Source organism: Muricoccus nepalensis, assembly GCF_006438825.1.
GTDB lineage: Bacteria > Pseudomonadota > Alphaproteobacteria > Acetobacterales > Acetobacteraceae > Roseomonas > Roseomonas nepalensis.
Genome location: NZ_RCZP01000002.1, coordinates 164,776 through 185,746, shown reverse-complemented (window position 1 = coordinate 185,746; position 20,971 = coordinate 164,776). Strand labels below are relative to the sequence as shown.

At 73.7% G+C, this 20,971-nt stretch carries 19 protein-coding genes; 3 read left to right on the top strand and 16 right to left on the bottom strand.

Annotation, left to right across the window (positions count from 1 at the left end):
* Positions 1–52: 52 nt before the first annotated feature.
* From EAH89_RS03130 to EAH89_RS03085, 10 genes are all read right to left on the bottom strand, one after another.
* The gene (locus tag EAH89_RS03130) at positions 53–556 is read right to left on the bottom strand and encodes a cupin domain-containing protein (protein ID WP_140881319.1); all 504 of its coding nucleotides are present in this window, start codon (positions 554–556) and stop codon (positions 53–55) included.
* Complete coding sequence (locus tag EAH89_RS03125) at positions 549–3,146, bottom strand: FtsK/SpoIIIE family DNA translocase (RefSeq protein WP_140881318.1); 2,598 nt, start codon at positions 3,144–3,146, stop codon at positions 549–551. The genes EAH89_RS03130 and EAH89_RS03125 overlap by 8 nt, the downstream gene beginning before the upstream one ends.
* Positions 3,147–3,319: 173 nt before the next feature.
* The gene (ahcY, locus tag EAH89_RS03120; RefSeq protein WP_140881317.1) at positions 3,320–4,735 is read right to left on the bottom strand and encodes an adenosylhomocysteinase; all 1,416 of its coding nucleotides are present in this window, start codon (positions 4,733–4,735) and stop codon (positions 3,320–3,322) included.
* Between the two features lie 144 nt (positions 4,736–4,879).
* Positions 4,880–5,551, bottom strand: a complete 672-nt coding sequence (locus EAH89_RS03115) for a PEP-CTERM sorting domain-containing protein (protein WP_140881316.1) — start codon at positions 5,549–5,551, stop codon at positions 4,880–4,882.
* A gap of 198 nt (positions 5,552–5,749) precedes the next feature.
* Positions 5,750–6,832: an aromatic ring-hydroxylating oxygenase subunit alpha gene (locus EAH89_RS03110; RefSeq protein WP_140881315.1), complete on the bottom strand. Its 1,083-nt coding sequence runs from the start codon at positions 6,830–6,832 to the stop codon at positions 5,750–5,752.
* Positions 6,833–6,944: 112 nt separating this feature from the next.
* Entirely contained in the window at positions 6,945–8,885 is a 1,941-nt protein-coding gene (gene ptsP, locus EAH89_RS03105) for a phosphoenolpyruvate--protein phosphotransferase (protein ID WP_140881314.1), read from the bottom strand.
* Between the two features lie 57 nt (positions 8,886–8,942).
* Entirely contained in the window at positions 8,943–9,272 is a 330-nt protein-coding gene (locus EAH89_RS03100) for an HPr family phosphocarrier protein (RefSeq protein ID WP_140881313.1), read from the bottom strand.
* Positions 9,269–9,712, bottom strand: a complete 444-nt coding sequence (locus EAH89_RS03095) for a PTS sugar transporter subunit IIA (RefSeq protein WP_140881312.1) — start codon at positions 9,710–9,712, stop codon at positions 9,269–9,271. The genes EAH89_RS03100 and EAH89_RS03095 overlap by 4 nt, the downstream gene beginning before the upstream one ends.
* A 163-nt stretch (positions 9,713–9,875) precedes the next feature.
* Positions 9,876–10,793: an RNase adapter RapZ gene (rapZ, locus tag EAH89_RS03090; protein WP_140881311.1), complete on the bottom strand. Its 918-nt coding sequence runs from the start codon at positions 10,791–10,793 to the stop codon at positions 9,876–9,878.
* Between the two features lie 41 nt (positions 10,794–10,834).
* Positions 10,835–11,290 (bottom strand): HPr kinase/phosphorylase, encoded by a 456-nt coding sequence (locus EAH89_RS03085; RefSeq protein ID WP_140881310.1) that lies wholly within the window; start codon positions 11,288–11,290, stop codon positions 10,835–10,837.
* Positions 11,291–11,420: 130 nt separating this feature from the next.
* Between EAH89_RS03085 and EAH89_RS03080 the strand changes: the two genes are divergently transcribed.
* Together EAH89_RS03080 and EAH89_RS03075 are read left to right on the top strand one after the other, a co-directional pair.
* Entirely contained in the window at positions 11,421–12,374 is a 954-nt protein-coding gene (locus EAH89_RS03080) for a serine/threonine dehydratase (RefSeq protein WP_140881564.1), read from the top strand.
* 150 nt (positions 12,375–12,524) lie between these two features.
* Entirely contained in the window at positions 12,525–13,448 is a 924-nt protein-coding gene (locus EAH89_RS03075) for a manganese catalase family protein (protein WP_140881309.1), read from the top strand.
* A gap of 39 nt (positions 13,449–13,487) precedes the next feature.
* Here the strand turns inward: EAH89_RS03075 and EAH89_RS03070 are convergent, their stop codons facing one another.
* A complete protein-coding gene (locus EAH89_RS03070) occupies positions 13,488–14,546 on the bottom strand; it encodes a P1 family peptidase (protein WP_206667433.1) in 1,059 nt (352 codons plus the stop codon).
* Positions 14,543–15,250 carry a DUF1028 domain-containing protein gene (locus EAH89_RS03065; protein WP_140881308.1) on the bottom strand — a complete coding sequence of 236 codons (708 nt, stop codon included), beginning with the start codon at positions 15,248–15,250 and terminating at the stop codon, positions 14,543–14,545. Before EAH89_RS03065 ends, EAH89_RS03070 begins: the two co-directional genes overlap by 4 nt.
* Positions 15,251–15,382: 132 nt before the next feature.
* On the opposite strand from EAH89_RS03065, the gene EAH89_RS03060 reads away from it, so the two are divergent.
* Entirely contained in the window at positions 15,383–17,509 is a 2,127-nt protein-coding gene (locus EAH89_RS03060) for a YjbH domain-containing protein (protein WP_140881307.1), read from the top strand.
* Here EAH89_RS03060 and EAH89_RS03055 read toward each other — a convergent pair.
* From EAH89_RS03055 to EAH89_RS03040, 4 genes are all read right to left on the bottom strand, one after another.
* On the bottom strand, positions 17,497–17,712 hold the full coding sequence (locus EAH89_RS03055; RefSeq protein ID WP_140881306.1) for a hypothetical protein: 216 nt from the start codon (positions 17,710–17,712) through the stop codon (positions 17,497–17,499). The two genes, EAH89_RS03060 and EAH89_RS03055, sit on opposite strands and share 13 nt — an antisense overlap.
* 207 nt (positions 17,713–17,919) lie before the next feature.
* Complete coding sequence (locus EAH89_RS03050) at positions 17,920–18,945, bottom strand: Bug family tripartite tricarboxylate transporter substrate binding protein (RefSeq protein WP_140881305.1); 1,026 nt, start codon at positions 18,943–18,945, stop codon at positions 17,920–17,922.
* Between the two features lie 34 nt (positions 18,946–18,979).
* Positions 18,980–19,810, bottom strand: coding sequence for a sugar phosphate isomerase/epimerase family protein (locus tag EAH89_RS03045; RefSeq protein ID WP_140881304.1), 831 nt, complete (start codon positions 19,808–19,810; stop codon positions 18,980–18,982).
* A complete protein-coding gene (locus EAH89_RS03040) occupies positions 19,810–20,970 on the bottom strand; it encodes a dihydrodipicolinate synthase family protein (protein ID WP_140881303.1) in 1,161 nt (386 codons plus the stop codon). The genes EAH89_RS03045 and EAH89_RS03040 overlap by 1 nt, the downstream gene beginning before the upstream one ends.
* Position 20,971 lies beyond the last annotated feature (1 nt).

The window sequence follows — 20,971 nt, the reverse complement described above, 5'->3', positions numbered from 1 at the left end:
GAGGTTGGGGGACGCAGAGAAGGCCCTGGCGGCGGGGCCGCGCAAGGGCGGATCAAGCCTTGGTGTCGCGCGCCCAGCCCGGCAGCGGGCGGCCCGCCACCGGATCGCCCGCCGGCAGGGGGACCGCGGCCAGGTTGGCCGCCACCCGCGCGGCCTCGGCGGGATCGCCGCAGCGGATGTCGCAGTTGGTCCCGCCGGGATAGGCGCCGACCACCTCGAAATCCCCGCTCGCCCATTCCCGGCAGTGGCCGACGCCGGCCGGGATCACCACGGCATCGCCCGCCCGGAGCGCGAGGGCCTCGCCCCCCGGCCCGCCGAAGCGCACCCGCGCCTCCCCACGCGACACGCCGAGCGCCTCGTGCGCGTTGCTGTGGAAGTGGTGGTAGCCGAAGACGCCGTTCGTCCAGGCGTTGGACCAGCCGTTCGCCGCGAAGCACGCCGTGACCGCCCCCGCCCCCGCCGGCAGCGCGCCGCGCCAGACGAGCAGCGGCAGCGCCGAGTTGGGCAGGCCGCCGGAGGGCGCGAAGCGGTGCGCCTCCGGCGCCGCGTCAGTCATCGGCGCCGGCGCGCGCCAGCACCTCGCGCTTGCCGACGTGGTTGGCGGGGCCGACGACGCCGTCCCGCTCCATCTGCTCGATGAGCTTGGCCGCGCGGTTGTAGCCGATGTTAAGGTGGCGCTGGACGAAGCTCGTGCTCGCCTTGCCCTCGCGCGAGACGAGCGCGACCGCCTGCTCGTAGAGTCCCTTCTCGCCGCCGCCGGCGTCGAGCGCGGCCATGGAGCCGCCGCCATCGTCCTCGTCGTCGGTCTCCGTGACCTCCTCGACATAGGCGGGCTCGCCCTGCTCGCGGAGGAACTCCACCACGCGCTCCACCTCCTCGTCCGAGACGAAGGGGCCGTGCACGCGGTTCACGCGGCCGCCGCCGGCCATGTGCAGCATGTCGCCCTGGCCGAGAAGCTGCTCCGCCCCCTGCTCGCCGAGGATGGTGCGGCTGTCGATCTTGGAGGTGACGGAGAAGGAGATGCGGGTCGGGAAGTTCGCCTTGATCGTGCCGGTGATGACGTCCACCGAGGGGCGCTGCGTCGCCATGATGACGTGGATGCCCGCCGCGCGCGCCATCTGCGCGAGGCGCTGCACCGCGCCCTCGATCTCCTTGCCGGCGACGATCATGAGGTCCGCCATCTCGTCGATGACGACGACGATCATCGGCAGGGTCTCGAGCGCCAGCGGCTGCTCCTCGAAGACCGGCTTGCCCGTCTCGGGGTCGAAGCCCGTCTGCACGCGCCGCGTGAGCTGCTCGCCCCGCCCGCTCGCCGCCGCCACCTTCTCGTTGTAGCCGCCGATGTTGCGGACGCCGAGCTGGCTCATCGCCTTGTAGCGCCGCTCCATCTCGCGGACCGTCCACTTCAGCGCGCCGATCGCCTTGGGCGGCTCCGTCACCACGGGGGCGAGGAGGTGCGGGATGCGGTCGTAGACCGAGAGCTCCAGCATCTTCGGGTCGATCATGATGAAGCGGCACTCGCTGGGACCGAAGCGGTAGAGCAGCGAGAGGATCATCGTGTTGATCCCGACCGACTTGCCCGAGCCGGTGGTGCCCGCGATCAGCAGGTGCGGCATCCGCGCGAGGTCGGCCACCACCGGCGCGCCGCCGATGTCCTTGCCGAGCGCGAGCGGCAGCTTGCCCGGGTTCCGCCCCCAGTCCTCGGCCTCCATCATCTCGGAGAAGTAGACCGTCTCCCGCTTGGCGTTCGGCAGCTCGATGCCGATGACGTTCCGCCCGGGCACGGTCGCGATGCGGACCGCCAGCACGCACATGCTGCGCGCGATGTCGTCGGCCAAGCCGATGACGCGGGCCGACTTCGTGCCCGGCGCCGGCTCCAGCTCGTAGAGCGTGACCACCGGGCCCGGTCGGATGTCGACGATCCGCCCGCGCACGCCGTAGTCGTCGAGGACGGATTCGAGCGTGCGCGCGTTCTCCTCGAGCGTGTCCTGCGAGGGGCCGCTCTCGCGCCGCGGCGGCGCGGGCCTGAGCAGGGAGAGGGGCGGCAGGCGGAAGCGGCCGTCGTCGCCCCCCTTCACGGTTTCCGAGATCGGCAGGCGGCGGGGCGCCACCACGCGCTCGGCGATGCGCGGCGCCTCCGCGGCCGGCGGACCCGCGGCCTCCTCCGGCGCCTCCGCCGCGGTCGGGCGCTCCGGCGCGGGCCGGGGCGCGCGGCGGGGGGGCAGGCGCGGCGCCTCGGCCGCCGCGGCGTCGGCCGCGCGCAGGATGGCCGAGAGCGGCGGCGCGGCCTCCGGCCGCCGGCCGAGCATACGACCGAGCATTCCGGCGAGCGACCGGGGGGCGCCCAGCAGGCGGGCGACCAACCCGGGCCGCTCCTCCGCCCGCTCCCGGCGCTGGACGAGGCGGTCGCGCGTCTGCCGGGCCTCGGCGGCGCGCGCGCGGGCGATGTTCCGGCGGCGCAGGATGTTCCCCGCCAGCCCCGAGCCCCGCCGCGCCGCGGCCCCGCCCGCCCGGCGCCAGGAGGAGAGCGGGATGGCGAGCGCCAGCACCGTCGCCGCGACCGCCAGCGCCACGATGCCGGTGTGGCCAAGCGCGGAGCCGAGCGGCCCGAAGAGGGCGCCGACCGTGTCCTCCACGGCCTTGTGGACGAGCGGCCCCATGGCGCCGCCGGGCATGCCGCCCGGGAAGGGCGCCGGCAGCGGGCTGGCCGAGAAGGCGGCGGCCAGCAGCGGCAGCCCCGCCAGCAGCGCCGCCACCCGCCCGGCGAAGGGCGAGAGGCCGCGATGGGTGGAGAGCCGCATCGCCCAGGTCATGAGGCAGAGCGCGGGCAGCAGCCCCGCCCAGCCGAAGCCCTGCAGCAGCACGTCCGACACCAGCGCGCCGAAGGGACCGGCCAGGTTGGTCGGCGCCTGGGAGGTCGCGGTGGAAAGGGAGGGATCGGCCGGGTTGTGGCTGGCCAGCGCCACCAGCACCGCCAGCCCCAGCAGGCCCGAGATCATGCCGAGCAACTGGCCGCCCCGCCGCTTCAGCGCGGCCTTCACGGCGGGCGAAGCGAAGCGGCGCAGGCCGGCCTGGGCGCCGAAGGAGGTCAGGGCCGGCGGCGCGCTGCCCGCGGCGCTGGCGGATCGGTCGGAGGCGCGCGGCATGGTCGTCCCGTATGCAATTGATGCAGCGGGAAAAGACTACACGCTAAACCCTTGGTTGGGCGACATGCTTCGTGCGGATTCTTCGACCGCTCCGCCTGGAAGGCGACGGGCATGAAAAAGGGCGGGGGCGCCCCGGCCCGATGGCCGAAGCGCCCCCGCCCACGGCGAAAGCCTCAGTAGCGGTACTGCTCGGCCTTGAAGGGGCCGGCCTCGGGCACGCCGATGTAGCCGGCCTGCGTCGGCGTGAGCTTCGTCAGCCTCGCGCCGACCTTCTCGAGGTGCAGGAAGGCCACCTTCTCGTCGAGGTGCTTGGGCAGGGTGTAGACCTTGTTCCCGTAGGCCGCGCCGTTCGTCCAGAGCTCGATCTGCGCGAGCGTCTGGTTGGTGAAGGAGGCCGACATCACGAAGGAGGGGTGCCCCGTCGCGTTGCCGAGGTTCACCAGGCGCCCCTCGGAGAGCAGCGTGATGCGCTTGCCGTCGGGGAACTCAATCTCGTCCACCTGCGGCTTGATGTTCGTCCACTTGAGGTTGCGCAGCGCCGAGACCTGGATCTCGCTGTCGAAGTGGCCGATGTTGGAGACCACCGCGCGGTTCTTCATGGCGCGCATGTGCTCGATGGTGATGACGTCGACGTTGCCGGTGGCCGTGACGAAGATGTCGGCCCGCGGCGCCGCGTCCTCCATCGTCACGACCTCGTAGCCCTCCATCGCCGCCTGCAGCGCGCAGATCGGGTCGACCTCGGTCACCATGACGCGGCAGCCGGCGTTGCGGAGCGAGGCGGCGGAGCCCTTGCCCACGTCGCCGAAGCCCGCGACGCAGGCGACCTTGCCGGCCATCATCAGGTCCGTGCCGCGGCGCAGCGCGTCCACCAGGGACTCGCGGCAGCCGTAGAGGTTGTCGAACTTCGACTTGGTGACGCTGTCGTTCACGTTGATGGCGGGGAAGAGGAGCTTGCCCTCCTTCGCCATGGTGTAGAGGCGGTGCACGCCCGTCGTCGTCTCCTCGGAGACGCCCTTCAGCGAGGCCGCGAGCTTGGCGAACCAGCCGGGCTTCTCGGTCAGCAGCTTCTTGATGAGGCCGAAGAAGACGGTCTCCTCGTCGTTCGTGGCGCCGTCGAGGAACTTCGTGTCGCCCTGCTCGGCGCGCAGGCCGTAGTGCACCAGCAGCGTCATGTCGCCGCCGTCGTCGAGCAGCAGGTTCGGCTCGCCGCCATCCGCCCACTCGAGCGTGCGCTGAACGTAGCGCCAGTAGTCCTCCAGGCTCTCGCCCTTCACGGCGAAGACCGGCGTGCCGGTGGCCGCGATGGCGGCGGCCGCGTGGTCCTGGGTGGAGAAGATGTTGCAGGACGACCAGCGCACGTCGGCGCCGAGCGCCTTCAGCGTCTCGATCAGCACCGCCGTCTGGATGGTCATGTGCAGGCAGCCGGCGATGCGGGCGCCCTTCAGCACCTGGGAGGGGCCGTACTCGCGCCGGGTCGCCATCAGGCCGGGCATCTCGTCCTCGGCCATCTCGATCTCCTTGCGGCCCCACTGGGCGAGGGAGAGGTCGGCGACGACGTAGTCGGCCTTGGGGGGAAGGGTATCGGGCATGGGGCGTCGCTCTCTGGTTTGGGCGTCGCCTATCATGGCCCGGCGGGTGTGGCCAAGCGATTAAACGATATCAGGATATCTTTATGTGACCCTTGGCTGCGCCTCGGAGCCGGGCACCCAGCCCTGGTGCCCCCCCTCGCGCGCTCAGCGACGCCGGCGCGCCAGCCCCATTCCCAGCAGGGCTAGGCCGAACAGGGCCGCGCTGGAAGGCTCGGGCACCGGGACCGGCACCAGCCCGTTGGGCACCATCGTCGCCGTGAGGGTGCCGGAGAAGGAGCAGGCGCCGGAGCTGAAGCAGCCCCCGCCCGCGTCCGTGTTGAAGGTGCCGCGAACCGTCGCCACGCCGTCGCGGTCCGTGTCGGCCTCGATAGTCAGCCGGGCATCGGACTCCGAGTTGTTGTAGGAGATCGTGCCGGTGGGGATCAGCGATCCCGCGATGCCCGTCAGGCTGATCGTGTAGAACCGGCCGCTGCCGGGCGGCGGCAGCGTCGTGAAGCTCGCGAGGTTGACGGTGAGAAGGCTCCCGGGACCGGTCGTGGCGAAGGAGATCGCCTCCAGCCCCGCCATGCCGACGCCCCCCTGGTTCCCGCTGCGGATGCTGTACGGGGAGCGCACGATCGACTGGTCCAGCGTGAAGCTGCCGGTCGTCACCACGTTCGGGACCGGTCCGGGCTGGGAGTAAAGGCCGCCGGCCGAGACGGTCGGTCCCGTCTGCTCGAAGGTGTAGACGACGTCGGCGCGAGCGGCCACGGCGAGGCAAGCGGACAACCCGGCCGCGAGGGCGGCGAGAAGAACCCGGTTGGCAATGGCGCTCATGAGACTTCTTTTCCCCTCGGGCCGGCGACGGCCCGCATCCGCTGATCGCTCCTTTATACGCCGATCAGCAAAATTGAGACCAGCGGACGGGATCAACAGAAAAAGGGGACTTTACGGCCGTGCAGCCATTTACCCGCGACGACAGCACGATTTCCCGCGAGGGGTGGCCCGGTTCACACGGCGCGGCGGGCGCAAGCGTCAGGCCACCGTCGCGCCGCCCCGCTCCCGCAGCAGGTTCCGCAGGTTTCGGATCACCGGGAAGACCTCCTGGTTCCAGTCCTCGCCCTGCGCGTCGTGCGCGGCCTGCTCCATCTCCACGATCTCGCGGTCTTCGCGGAAGATGCGCTCGGTGAACAGGACCAGCAGCGGCCAGCCGGCCTCGAGCAGGCCCGGGATTTTCGGGCGCTTGATCGACAGCAGCCCGAAGGTGCGGTTGCGCCGCTGCGCCGCGTCCACGGGCACGTAGGCGATCCAGAGGTCCATCACCGGCGCGTCCTCGCCCGTCCGGATGCGGAGCGTCTGGTAGGGATACTCGGTCCGGATCGTCATCAGGTCCTTCTCGGCGGAGGAGGACGGCTTCCCGACCGGGCGACGCTGGCCGAAGATGGCGGCCTCGCCGAGCGGCTGCTTCCCGCCCACGCGCGAGAAGGTGTAGCGCGCCTCCACGAAGCCCTCGCCCTGGTCGCCGCCGCGGTAGCGGGGGACCATGTTGCCCATCTGCTTTCGGTGCAGGAACTGATGGTTCATGTCCATCAGGTTCTCGTGCATGAAGCTGTAGTGGCAGCCCACCTCGCGCCCGAAGCGCCGCGTCTTGTAGCGGGGATCGGCGACGGAGCCGAGCAAGGGCAGCGGCACGCTCGCGGCCAGCGCGGGATCGCCCGGGAAGACCAGCACCAGCCCTTCGACCTCGCGGCAGGGATAGGCGCGCACGCCGTTGGGCAGCTTGTCCTTGCCGAGATAGGGCACGTCCACGCACTGGCCGGCATCGTTGTAGGCCCAGCCGTGGTAGCCGCAGCGGATCGCGCAGCCCTCCACCAGCCCGTTGCTCAGCGGCACCTGGCGATGCGCGCAGCGGTCCTCCAGCGCGAAGACCGGCCCCTCCTTCGGGCGCACGAGCACGATCGGGTCGCCCGCGAAGCGCACGGCGAGCGGCTTGCCGGGCTTCAGCTCCCGCGACCAGGCCAGCGGGTACCAGTGGTTCGGGTTCGCGCCCACGCGGCGCAGGTCGCGGCCCGGGTCGCGCCCGTGGCGGGCCTCCACCGCCGGCATCGCCTGATCCATTCGCCCTCGCCTCCCCACCTGCCGCCCCAGGCGGCCCTGCGGGGCGCAGACTGGCACGGACGGGACGCCGCGTCAGGGGGCGCGCCCGCCCCCCTTCGCTCGCCGGGCGATCCTATCCCCGGCCCTCGCCGGGCACGAAGTTCATCACCAGTTCCTGGATGCGCTCGGGGTCGGACTGCTCCATCACCCGCCGGGCGAAGCGGGCGCAATCGTCCACGTTCAGCGCGCGCACCATCTGCTTCACCCGCGGGATCGCGCTCGCGTTCATCGAGAGGCTCCGCAGGCCGAGCCCCATCAGCAGCGGCACGAGCCGCGGGTTGCCCGCCATCTCCCCGCAGACCGAGACGGGCATGCGCAGCCGCAGCGCCGCCTCGGTGGCGAACTGGATCAGCCGCAGCACCGCGGGGTGGAGCGGGTCGTAGAGGTGCGAGACCTCCACCTCCGCCCGGTCGACGGCGAGCGTGTACATGGCGAGGTCGTTCGTGCCGATCGCGAAGAAGTCGGCCTCGAGCGCGATGGCATCGGCGGCCAGCGCCGCGCCCGGCGTCTCGATCATCACGCCGAGCGGCGGCAGCTTCTCGGGCAGGGCCACGCCGCGCCGGCGCACGCGCTTGACCACGCGGTCGTAGATCTCGCGCGCCGTCCGCACCTCCTCGGGGATGGTGACCATGGGCAGCAGCACCCGCACCTTGCCCAAGGTCGCCACGCGCAGGATGGCCGCGAACTGCACCTCCAGCAGCTCCGGCCGGCGGAGCAGCATGCGGATGCCACGCAGCCCGAGCGCGGGGTTGGGCCCGGAATGGAAGGGCTCGATCCCCTCGGCCAGCGCCTCCATGTCCTTCTCGCCGCCCCAGTCGAGCACGCGGATGGTGACGCCCGCGCCGTCCGTGCCCTCGACGATCTGGCGGTAGGCCTCGTAATGCGCCTCCTCGTCCGGCAGGCCCTGGCGGTTCATGAAAAGGAACTCGGTCCGCACGAGGCCGACGCCCTGCGCGCCGGACTGCGCGATCAGCGGCAGCTCCGCCGGAATCTCCAGGTTCGCCTGGAGCTCCATCTCCTCCCCGTCCGTGGTCACGGCGGGAAGGCGGCGCAGCTTGCCGAGGCGCGTGCGCTCCTTCGAATAGGCGACCGAGGCCTCGCGCCCCGCCGCCAGCGCCTCGCGCCCGGGGCGGAGCACGATGGTGCCGGCGCCGCCGTCGAGCACCGCCTGGTCCCCGCGGGAGAGCGCGTTGCTCAGCCCCGGCAGGCCCAGAACGCTCGGGATGCCGAGCGCGCGCAGCATGATGGCGGTGTGCCCGTCCGCGCCGCCCTCCTCCGCCGCGACCCCCGCGATGCGCGACGGGTCGAGCAGCGCGGCGTCGGCCGGGGTCAGTTCCTCGGCGATGAGGATGGAGCCCTCCGGCACGTCCTTGAAGGAGCGGAATCCGGACTGGGTGAGGTTGCGCGTCAGCCGCCGCGCGATCTCGTGCACCTCGCCCGCGCGGCGACGGAGGCCCGCCTTGTCGTCGTCCCGCGCCTGCAGGATGGCGGCCGCGATCGCGCCGGCCTCGTCGTCCACCGCCGTCTCGGCGGCAAGGAGCTCGGCCTCGATCCGCTTGCGGGCGCCGCGGATGAGGCGGCTCTCGCCGAGCATCATGGAATAGGCGTCGAGCAGCGGCTCGAGCTCCTCCTGCGCCTCCTCGGGCAGGATGGCGAGCCGGGCCTTCAGCTTCGAGACCTGCTTGCGGGACGCCGCGATGGCCGCGTTCAGCCGCGCCCGCTCCGCCTCCACCTGGGAGGCCACGATCGACCGGCGCGGGGCCGCCGCCGGCGTCTCGGCCGTGTCGTAGACGGTGCCGATGGCCACCCCCGGGGAGATGGGAATGCCCTTGATCGACAGCTCGCGGGTCCGCCGCGCGGCCTTGCTCCCGCGCGCCTCCGCGGCCTTGCCGCCGGCAGCCTTGCCGTCGCGCGCCTCGGCCAACTTCCCGCGCCCCTCGGCGCCCTTGCCATCCCGCCCCTCGGCGGGCTTGCCGTCCCCGCCGCGAGGGCCGGGCGGCGCCTCCGTCTTCATCCGATCCTCCGTCCGGCCTCCTGCCGGCGAGCCGCGCCCGGGCCGGGCGCCACAGCCTTACTCTTCGTTGAAGCCGGCCTCGATCAGGGCCGCCACCTCGTCCAGGGCCTCGCGGGCGTCCCAGCCCTCGGCCTCCAGCAGCACGGTCGCGCCGCGGCCGGCGCCGAGCATCATCAGCCCCATGATGGAGCAGGCCGGCACCGTCTGGCCATCATGCGTCACGTTGAGGCAGGAGCAGTGCTTCTCCGCGATCGTCACCAGCTTGGCGGCGGCGCGCGCGTGCAGCCCGCGCTGGTTGCGGATGGTCACGCTGCGGCGCAGCACCACCGGGGCCCCCTCGGGCTTGGCGCCCTTCGGCTCGACCGCCTGCGCGGCATCGTTGCTCATCGCTTCGCCCCTCCGTTCCCGTCGCCGCGGAGTTCCCCCGCGGTCGCCATGTACTTCCGCCCGGCGTTGACCGCGTGGTCCACGGCCTGGGCCAGCGGCTCGCTGCCGCGCAGCTTCGCGAGCTTCACCAGCAGCGGCAGGTTCACCCCCGCCACCACCTCGACCTGCCGGCCGCAGCAGCCGGAGGGCGCGCAGCGCTCCTTGATGGAGGCCGCGAGGTTGGAGGGCGTGCCGCCGAACATGTCGGTCAGCACCACCACCCCGTCGCCCTGGTCCACGAACTCGACCGCCGCCCGGATGTCGCCGCGCCGCCCCTCGAGGTCGTCCTCGGGGCCGATGCAGATCGTGGAGATCGCCTTCTGGGGTCCCATGACGTGCTCCATGGCGAGGCGAAGCTCCTCGGCCAGGCGCCCATGGGTGACGAGAACGACGCCGATCATGGGCGCTCCGGAGGCCGCGCCCGCAGGACGCCCGGCGGCAGGCCGGCGTGCCCCGGGGGCGGGAATTGGTTGGACAGGACGTCGGCCGGGTGGGCCCGGGCCGGCTCGCACCGGCGGGGCGCCGCTCCGGCGGCCGCGGCGCGCGCGGCGGGATGGGTCTGGTTCATGCTCGCTGGATCGATATGGGGTGCGGCGGGGGCCGTTGTGAGTCGTCTTCCGGGAAGGCTTCCCGGATCGAGAGTTCGCGGTGGAAGAGCTCCACCGGCCAGCCGGCCTTGGCGAAGCGGGCCGAGAGCCGCTCCGCCGCCAGGACCGAGCGGTGCTTGCCGCCCGTGCAGCCCAGCGCCACCGTCAGGTACTTCTTGCCCCCCGCCTCATAGGCCGGCAAGAGCGGGTCCAGCAGCGCCGTCATGCGCCGCCAGAATGGGGCCCACTCGGCGTCCTCCTCGATATAGGCGGCCACCGCCGCGTCCCTCCCGGTCAGGGGGCGCAGCGCGGGGTCGTAGTGCGGATTGCGCAGGAAGCGGAGGTCCAGCACCAGGTCCGCCTCCCGCGGCAGGCCGCGCGGGTAGCCGAAGGACATCACCGCCACCGACATCCGCGAGCGCCCCGCCCGGCCGTAGCGGTGCTCGATCATCCGGCGGAGCTCGGGCAGCGGCAGGCCGGAGGTGTCGATCACCCAGTCCGCCGCGTCCCGCAGCGGAGCGAGCAGCTCCGCCTCCCGCGCGATGCCGTCCGCGACGCCGGAGCCCGCGGGGGCCAGCGGGTGGCGGCGCCGCGTCTCGGAGTAGCGGCGGAGCAGCACGTCCTCCTCCGCGTCCATGAAGACGAGGTCGGGCAGGCTGCCGCCTCGGGCCCGCAGCGCGCCCAGCCCCGCCAGCAGCGCCGCCGCGTCGAAGCCGCGCGTCCGCGTGTCCATCCCGATCGCCAGCGGCCGCTCCCGCGGGCCGGCCATCAGCTCGGCCAGGACGGTCAGCGGCGGGTTGTCGACGGTCTCGTGGCCGAGGTCCTCCAGCACGCGCAGCGCGGAGAGCTTGCCCGCCCCCGACATGCCCGTGACCACCACCACCGGCCGGTGCATCGCCGGCGCCGGACCCGGTGGGGAATGGGGCGTCGTGGCGTTCAGGAGACCGACTCCAGCGCGCCCGCCCGGCAGGAGAGGCGCCCCGCCAGGACCTCCAGCGCCAGGGCCAGCCGGCGCGGCGCGGAGGCGTCGGCCGCGTGGACGGGGAAGCGCGGCAGCCCGCGCCCCAGGGCCTCGAAGCGCGCGGGCTCCGGCAGGCGCGGCACCTCCGCGCGCGGCCGGCAGTCCACCGCCAGCGCGAGCGCCGCCTCCGGCGCCGACTCCAGGCCGGCGATGAGCCCGAGCCCGCGCACCTCGATCAGGCCGCGCAGGCGCTCGGGCGCCGAGGCGCGCAACCCCTCCCCTTCCGCCCGGAGCAGGACCTGGTCGTCGGCCACGAGGCTCCAGCCCTCCCCCATCAGGCGCAGGAGGAGGTCGGACTTGCCGGCACCGGGCGGCCCCAGGAGGAGCACGCCGGCGCCATGGCGCGCCGCGCAACTGCCGTGTTGCAGCATGGAGGCTTGGTCATGTTCCCGATCTGGCGTGCGGACCCTGGCAGGAATCCGGGGATGACGGAAGCGCGACATGCCGGTGGGCCGGCGGCCGCGGTGGACAGGGGCGCCCACCTGCCCCATCCAGCGCCGCATGACCAGCCATCTTCCCGCCGCGCCGGCCATCGCCCGCCGCGACATCGAGACCGCCGCCGCGCGCATCCTGCCCCATATCCGCCGCACCCCCATCCTGGACCTGCCGGCCGCGTCCCTCGGCGCGTCCTGCGCCGTGGCCCTCAAATTGGAGCAGATGCAGGTTAGCGGATCGTTCAAGGCGCGCGGCGCCTTCAACGCCCTTCTCCAGTCCGGCGCGCGGGAGGTCATCGCCGCTTCCGGCGGAAACCACGGGGCGGCGGTCGCCCACGCCGCCGGCGCGCTGGGCCTGCGGGCGGAGATCTACGTCCCCGCCATCGCCGCCGCCTCGAAGGTCGCGCGCATCCGCGAGGCCGGCGCGACCGTCGTCCAGGGCGGCGCCACCTACGCCGAGGCCTTCGCCGCCAGCGAGGCCCGGCGCGCCGAGACCGGCGCCGCCTCCGTCCACGCCTACGACCAGCCCGAGGTCCTCGCCGGGCAGGGCACCGTCGCGCGGGAGTTCGAGGCCGATTCGCCGGGCCTCACCCACGTCCTCGTCGCGGTCGGCGGCGGCGGGCTGATCGGCGGCATGGCCGCCTGGTTCGCGGGCGGGCCGGTGCGCCTCGTCGCAGTGGAGCCCGAGGGCTGCCCCACCTTCCACGAGGCGCGCCGCGCCGGCGCTCCCGTGGACGCGCCCGTCGGCGGCCTGGCCGCGGACAGCCTCGGCGCGCGCCGCGTGGGCGGCCTCATGTTCGGCCTCGCGCGCGAGGCCGTGGAGGCGAGCGTCCTCGTGACGGACGACGCCATCCGCGAGGCCCAGCGCCGCCTCTGGTCCGCCGCCCGCGTGGTGGCCGAGCCGGGCGGGGCGACGGCCCTGGCCGCCCTCCTCTCCGGCGCCTGGACGCCGCCCCCGGGGGCCCGCGTCGGCGTGCTCGTCTGCGGCGGCAACTGCGACCCCGGCTCGGTCGCGGGCTGACCTGCTGACGCACGCGGTGGGCTGACCTGCTGACGCAGGCAGCGGGCTAGGGCGCCTTCGCCGGTGACCAGGGCCACACGAAGCCGTCATCGCGCCGAACCATCCCGGGGCGAGCCCGTTCCGTCAGGCGATACCCCAGGAGACTGATCCATGTTTATGCGCGTCGACAAGCTGCAGGCCGAGCTTCCCGCCCCGAAGCGCAAGGACCCGAACGCCGCCGCCGCCCTGCAGGAACTGCTCGGCGGCAAGTACGGCGAAATGTCGACGCTCGGGAACTACATGTTCCAGAGCTTCAACTTCAAGTCGAAGGACAAGCTGAAGCCCTTCTACAGCCTCGTCGCCGCCATTACGGCGGAGGAGCTGGGCCATGTGGAGCTCGTCTCCAACGGCGTCGCCATGCTGAACAACGGCCCGGACAAGCCCGGCGGCGACGCGGGCGACGGCGGCGACATTTCGGGCGCGCCCTTCGAGGCGATGAAGGACATCCGCTCCTTCGCCTCCTTCGCGTCCAACGGCGGCGGCTCGCTGCCGGTGAACAGCAACTCCATGTCCTGGAACGCCGACATGGTGACCACGACGGGCAACGTCGTCGTGGACCTGCTGCACAACTTCCACCTCGAATGCGGCGCGCGCCTGCACAAGCTGCGCGTCTACGAGACCCTGTCCGACCCGACGGGCCGCGAGGTCTGCGGCTACCTGCTCGTCCGCGGCTCGGTCCACGCGCACGCCTACGCGCTGGCGCTGAAGAACATCACGGGCGTCGAGCTCGAGAAGTTCCTGCCGACGCCGAACATCAACCTCTCCAAGATCCCGGAGTGCCAGAAGTACCTCGACGAGGGCTCGCACCGCCGGCTCTATACGTTCAGCCCCGCCGACTACAAGGACATGGCGGGCATCTGGGGCAACGGCGAGCAGGCGCTGCCGGGCGACCCACCGGGCGAGCTGAGCGTCGTGGACGGCATGCCCGAGGGCGGGAAGATCCACCAGCTCACGGGCATCCCCTCCGCCTTCTCGCCGGACTACGCGCCGGAGGAGATGTTCGAGATCGCCGCGAAGCTGACGAAGAAGATGTAGCCGGCGCGGGAGCCCGGGCGATTGCCCCGGGCTCCCGGCCTACCCGAGTTCCGACACCCCCGGCGGGCTGGGCTCGATCCCCCGGGCCGCCCGCACCGCCCGCAGCACCGCCGCCGCCATGACATGCGGCACGATGGCGCCGAGCGCCATCATGTTCCCGGGCAGCCCCGCCTTCCCCGTCGAGAGCGCGAAGACCGTGTCCCCGTCCGACATCGTGTGGATGGGGTCGATGCTGCGCGCGAGCCCGTCATGCGCTGCGCCCGCGAGACGCTGGCACTGCGCCTTGGTCAGCGCCGCATCCGTCGCCACCACGCCGATCGTCGTCGCCATGCCCGCCTGCATCGCGGCCGGCAGCTCCCCCCGCAGGACCGCGGCGGTGGCGCCGACAGGGCGGCGGCCCTCCGCGTCCCGCGCGCCCGCCACCACCGTGCCCGTCGCGGGGTCGATCACGTCCCCCACCGCGTTCACCGCGACGATGGCGCCGACAGTGATCGCGCCCACCTTGAGGCTCGCGGTGCCGATGCCGCCCTTCATGGCCCGCGCCATGCCGAAGAGCTTGCCCACCGTCGCCCCCGTGCCCGCGCCGACGCTGCCCTCGGCCGGCGCCTCCGCCCGCGCGGCCTCGCAGGCGGCGTAGCCCGCGGCGGCGTCGGGGCGGATGCGGTGGTCGCCCACCGTGAGGTCGAACAGGATCGCGGCGGGCACGATCGGCACCCGCGCGGGGCCGGCGGGGTAGCCGATGCCCCGCTCCTCCAGCCAGCGCACCACCCCGGTCGCCGCCTCCAGCCCGAAGGCGGAGCCGCCGGAGAGAAGGATGGCGTGCACCTTCTCCACGAGGTTGGCGGGGTTCAGCAGGTCGGTCTCGCGCGTGCCGGGGGCCGCGCCGCGCACGTCCACGCCGGCGGTCGCGCCCTCCTCAGTCAGGATGACGGTGCAGCCGGTCGGCCGGCGCGCCTCGGTGAAGTGGCCGACCTTGATGCCCGGCACCGCCGTGATGGCGCCGCCGATCGCGGAAGGAGGGGCGGTCTGGGCCATGGCGGTTCCCCCGAGGAGGGTGGTGGCGGCGCCGATCCCGGCGGCGATGTCGCGGCGCCTCACGCGGCGGCCTCCCCCGGACCCGGAACGCCCCCCGGAACGCCCCCGGAGGCGCCGCCGCGCGCCCGGTCCGGGTCGGTCGCGCGGAGGACGAACTCGTCGATCTTCGGGGCGTAGTCGCGCCAGAGCGCCGCCAGTTCCGCGATGGGGTCCGCCGCCCGGTCCACGCGCAGGTCGGCCAAGGCGAAGCTGTGCTCCCCGTGCACCTCCAGCGCGGCGGAGACGACCGGGCCGTGCTCGCCGCCCGCCGCCTCGCCCGCGGCCAGCGCCGCGACCAGCCGGTCGCCCAGCGGCGCCGCTGGGTCGGCCTCGAAGGCGCGGACCATGGCGGCGGGCACCGCCTCGCTCGAGAGGATGTTGCCGATGGCCACGCAGTCCCGCCCGTGCGCCTCGCCCCGCTCCCGCTTCACGCGGGCGCCGTGGTGGTGGGCGGTGCCGCCGCGCGCGTCGAGCGCCGCGAGCTGCCGCCAGGCCTCGTGCGGGGTGGAGGCGACCAGCGCCGCCACCGTCTCGGCCGCCCCGCAGCCGCTCCGCAGCAGCGCGACCCCGCGCGGGCCGAGCCGGGGGTCGGTGCGGTGCTGGGTGAGCACGCCCCCCACCCCGCCCGCGACGTGCTGGATGCGCGCCCCCACCCCGATGTCCGAGGTGGCGCCGGCCGCGCCGATCTGGCCGGTCCGGGCGCAGCGGCCCAGGAGGGAGAAGGTCATGCCCGCGATCCTGGGAGCGTGTCCGGCCGGTGTCCATCCCCGCGCTTTCCTCGCTCAACCGGCGGTTGCCGCTTGCCTTCGCGCCCCCGCCATGGCCATTGGATCACGAAATCGGGAGCATCCACGCCACCCATGCCGCGCGCCGCCCGGCTCGCCCTCCTGCCGCTGCTCGCCTTCCCGCTGCTCCCCCTGGCGGCCACGACGGGACGGGCCGAGGAGGTGCCGGCGACCGGCGGCGACTTCGGCGGCGCGGGCCTCATCGAGACCCGCAACGCCCGCTTCCGCGAGGACGGCACGCTGGAGGGCGGCGTCGCCCAGCGCCACCAGCGGCGCTTCGTCTTCTTCAACTTCCAGGCCCTGCCCTTCCTGGAGACCACCTTCCGCCTCACCGACCGGCTGAACGCCACCACCGGCCGCGGCAACACGACTGACCGCTCCTTCGACGTGAAGCTGCGGCTGCTGGAGGAGGGGCCCTGGACCCCCGCCGTCGCGGTCGGGCTGCAGGACCTCATCGGCACCGGCATCTACGGCGGGGAATACGTGGTGGCCTCCCGCCGCTGGGGGGCGCTCGACCTCTCGGCCGGCCTCGGCTTCGGGCGCCTGGGCACGCGGGGCGACCTGACCAACCCGCTGACGGAGTTCTCCGATGCCTTCCGCGCCCGCCCGCGCGACGTCGGCCGCGGCGGCACGCTCCGGCTGAACTTCTTCCGCGGCGAGCAGGTCGCCCCCTTCGGCGGCGCCGAGTACAGCCTGCCGACCTTCGAGACCCCCTGGGGCGCGCTCGACGGGCTGCGCGCGAAGGTCGAGTGGTCCGGCGACGCGCTCCGCGACGAGCGCGGCGGCTATCCCGTCGCGCGCGGCCCACTTCGGGGTCTCGCCCGCAGCCCCGTGAACCTCGGCCTGCAATGGTCGGGCGAGCACGTCGACGCCGGCCTCTCCTTCGTGCACGGCACGGACCTCATGGCCCGGATCTCGCTGCGCATGGACCCGGCGAACCCGCCCGCCGCCCCGCCGCTCCGCCCCATGCCCGCCCTGCCAGCCCGCGCCAGCCAAGGTGACGAGGACAGCCGCGCCGCCGCCGCCTTCGAGGCGCTCCGCGCCGCCGGCTTCCGTCCCCTCGCCTACCAGGAGCGCGGCGCCGAGGCGCGGATCGCCATCGGCGAGGGCCGTTTCCGCACCCTCCCCCAGGTCGCCTCCCGCGTGCTGCGCGCCGTCAACGGCATCCTCCCCCCCGCCGTCGAGGCGCTGCGCCTCTCCTGGTGGCAGGCGGGGGCGGAGATGGGGTCGCTGCTGGTGCCCCGCCGCGCGATCGAGGCCGCCGCGCCCCGCAGCGGCCTCGGCAGCCCCGAGGAGGCCTGGTCCGCCACCACCCTCTTTCCCGCCGAGGGCGTCGTCGGGCCCGAGGCCTTCACCGAGTCCGGCCCGCGCTTTGATTGGGTGCTGGAGCCCCGCCTGAACCTCCAGCTCGGCGACCCCACGAGCACCGTCCGCTACCAGGGCGCCGCCGCGGCCGGGGCGCGGGTGGAATACGGCGCCCTCAGCCTCTCGGGCGCGCTCCAGCAGGCGGTGTTCGGCAACCTCGCGGGCGGACTGCCGTCGGACAGCAAGCTGCCGCGCGTGCGCAGCGACTACGCCCTCTACGCGCGGGACGGGAAGACCTCGATCCCCGGCCTCTACGCCGAGGGCGTCTGGAACATCGCGCCCGACGTCTTCGCGCGCGCGACCGCCGGGCTGCTCGAGCCGATGTTCGGCGGCGTCTCGTCGGAGGTGCTCTGGCGCCCGGTCAGCCGCGGCTTCGCCCTCGGCCTCGACCTCAACCTCGTGCAGCAGCGCGCGACGGACGGGCTCTTCGGCTTCCGGAACTACGGCGTGGCGACGGGCCACGTCTCGCTCTACGCCGACCTGCCCTTCTGGAACCTCTACGGCGTGCTGCGCGCCGGGCGCTACCTGGCGGGGGACTGGGGCGGCACGATCGAGATGGGGCGGCGCTTCGACAGCGGCGTGGAGGTGGGCGGATTCGCCACCTTTACCAACGTGCCCTTCTCCCGCTTCGGGGAGGGGTCCTTCGACAAGGGGATCTACGTCCGCGTCCCGCTGTCACTCTTCGGCGCCGAGTCGCGCGGCAGCGGGACGGCGGTGATCCGCCCCGTGCAGCGCGACGGCGGGCAGCGGCTGGCCGTGGACAACCCGATCTGGGAGGTCACCCGCGCCGGCCGGGCCGAGGCCGCGCGGCGCGGGGTGGCCGACTACGCGCGCTGAGCCTCGCGCAGCGTCACGGTGCCCTCGGCCCGCGGCGCCTCGCCGGGCCGGCACTCGTCGAGGAGGCCGGCCATGGACCACAGCATGTCGGCGACCTGGGGAAAGTCAGCGTAGTCGGCCACATGGGCGAGGCTCGCCAAGTCCCGCCCGGCGCGCCGTAGCTCGCGCCGGATCTGGCACGCCACGCTGTCCTGTTCCACCATTCGTCGTTCCCCTCGCGTCCCGTTTTTGGGCGCCGAAATGCTTGTGACCGGCATCCCGACGACCGCGTCCAGGAGAACGCCTCTCCTGACCGCCCCTCATCGGCACAACGCGGGAGCACGCGAATATTAGATGCGATACCGTGATAAACTCCATTAACAAAGGGGTGAGCCGCCGGGCCTGACCGCGGCGCCCCGACGCCAGCGGGCTCAGTTCACCGTGATCCGGGCCTCCCGCACCACGCGCCCCCAGGTCGCGGCCTCCTGCGTCATCTTCTGGGACAGCTCCGCGGGGGTGGAGGAGACCGCGTCGGCCCCGGCCGCCACCAGGCGCGCCTGGATCGCCGGGTCGGCCAGCGCCTCGCGCAGCACCGCGTTCAGCCGCGCGATCACCGGGGCGGGCGTGCCGTGCGGCGCCATGACCGCGCCCCAGGAGGTCGCCTCCGCGTCGGGCAGGCCGCTCTCGGCCATGGTCGGCACGTCCGGCAACTGGGAGGTGCGCTTCGGCCCCGTCGTCGCCAGCGCCCGCACGCGCCCGCCCTGGATCTGCCCGATGGCGGAGGGAAGCTGGTCGAGCATGAACTGCACGTTGCCCGCGACCGTGTCGTTCAGCGCGGGCGCGCTGCCGCGGTAGGGAACATGCGTGACCTCCACCTTCGCCGCCGCCCGGAACAGCTCGGCCACCATGTGCGTGGAGGAGCCCGAGCCCGCCGAGCCGAAGCTCGCCTTGCCCGGATTCGCGCGCAGCCAGGCGACGAATTCCTGCACGGTGCGGGCGGGGTGCGCCGGGTTCACGATCAGCACGTGGTCGGTCGCGAAGGCCATCGAGACCGGCGCTAGGTCGCGCACGGGGTCGAAGCCCATGTTGGCGTAGAGGTGCTGGTTGATCGTCAGCGTGCCCGTGGTGCCCATGAGGATCACGGTGCCGTCGGCGGGGGCGCGGACGGCGTTCTCGACGCCAATGTTGCCGCCCGATCCCGCGCGGTTCTCCACGACCACGGGCTGGCCCAGCCTCTCGCCCATCCGGTCCGCGAGCACGCGCGCGACGACGTCGGTCGCGCCCCCGGCGGCGAAGGGCACGACGAAGCGGATGGGGCGGCTGGGCGTCCACGCCTCGGCCGCGCCCAAAGCGGGGGCCGGGGTCGGGGTCGGGGTCGGGGCTTGCGCCTGGGCCCAGGCCGGCAACGCGACGAGGCCGGCGGCGGCGCCGAAGAGGGCGCGGCGGGGGGTGCTCATTCTTGGTCGTTCCTCCAGGTCGTGGCCGGGCAGCCTAGCAGGCGGTGCCGTGCCGCCGCTTCATCTCGCGAAGCACCTCGTCGGGGTCGGCCGCCCACCAGCGGCGCGAGAGGATCTCGACCTCCGTGTGCCCGCGGTAGCCGCCGGCCTCGACCAGGGCGCGGATGCCGGGGATGTCGATCACCCCCTCCCCCGGCAGGCCGCGGTCGAAGACCGTGTCCGTCGTCGGCACCAGCCAGTCGCAGACATGGAAGGCCGCGACGCGCGAGCCCGCCCGCGCGACCTGCGCGCGCAGCGCCGGGTCCCACCAGACATGGTAGACGTCGAGCGCGACGCCGCTGCCCGCGCCGAGTTCGTCGCAGAGGTCCAGCGCCTGGGCAAGCGTGGACAGCACGCTGCGGTCGGCGCAGGTCATGGGGTGCAGCGGCTCCAGCGCGACGGTCACGCCGGCCGCGCGGGCCTCGTCCATGATGGCGTGCAGCCCGTCGCGCACCATCGCGCGGGCGCCGTCGATGTCCTTCGACCCCGGCGGCAGCCCGCCGCAGACCATGACCAGGCAGGGGGCGCCGATGGCCTGGGCCTCGGCGATGGCGCGGCGGTTGTCCTCGATCGCGGCCGCCCGACCCGCCGCGTCCGACGCCGGGAACATCCCGCCGCGGCAGAGGCCGGAGACCGAGAGCCCGGCGTCGCGGATGGCGCGCGCGGCCCGCTCCACCCCCATGGCCTGCAGCACGTCGCGCCAGGGGGAGATGCCGGGGATGCCGTGGCGCGCGCAGCCCTCGATGCAGTCCGCAAGGCCCCAGCGCTCCTTCACCGTGACGGTGTTGAGGGAGAGCGGCCCCGGCGGGGAGCGCGGCGCCTCCATCACGCCACCCCGTGCAGCGCGAGCAGCGTCCGCATCCGCGCCGCCGCACGCTCGGAGTCCGACAGCAGCCCCGCCTTGTCGGCGAGGCGGAACAGCTCGGCGAAGTGCCCGATGGAGCGCGTGGACTGCTGCCCGCCGACCATGACGAAGTGGTCCTGGTGCCCGTTCAGCCAGGCCATGAACACCACGCCCGTCTTGTAGAAGCGGGTCGGCGCCTTGAAGATGTGGCGGGACAGCGGGACCGTCGGCGCCAGGATGCCGTGGAAGGTCGAGATGTCGTTCCGCGACAGCGCGGCCAGCGCACCGCCGACGGCCGGTGCGATGGGGTCGAAGATGCCGAGCAGCGCGTCCGAATGCCCCTCGGCATCGCCCGCAATCAGCTCCGCGTAGTTGAAGTCGTCCCCCGTGTACATGCGCACGCCCTTCGGAAGGCGCCGGCGCATGGACACCTCCTTCCGGTCGTCCAGCAGCGAGATCTTCACGCCGTCCACCTTGTCCGCGTGGGCGGCGATGACCTCGAGCGCCACCTCCATGGCCGCCATGTGGTCGTGGTGCCCCCAGTAGCCCTCCAGCGCCGGGTCGAACATCTCGCCGAGCCAGTGGATGATGACGGGCTGGCGCACCGAGGAGAGCACGCGGTCGTAGACGCGCACGTAGTCCTCCGGCGACCGCGCCGCCTTCGCCAGCGCGCGGGACGCCATGAGGATGATGCGCCCGCCCATGCCCTCCACCGCCGCGCACTGCTCCTCGTAGGCGCGGATGACGTCGTCCACCGTCACGTCCGGGCCGGGCGCCAGGTGGTCCGTCCCGGCGCCGCTCGCGATCACCGCCTCCGGATAGTCCTTCGCGGCGTCGAGGGAGCGGCGGATGAGCTCCTGCGCGCCCGCCCAGTCGAGCCCCATGCCGCGCTGCGCCGTGTCCATCGCCTCCGCGACGCCGAGGCCGAGCGACCAGAGGTGCCGGCGGAAGGCGATGGTGCGGTCCCAGTCGACCTTGGCGTCCAGCCAGGGGTCCTGCTCGGCCAGCGGGTCGGCGACGACGTGCGCGGCCGCGTAGGCCACACGCGGGTAGGGCGGCTTCGCCACCGCGAAATCCCCGGGCGCGCCGGTGGTGTAGGCCTCCAGCGCGCCGGCGGCGGTGGGCAGGGTCAGGGTGGCCATG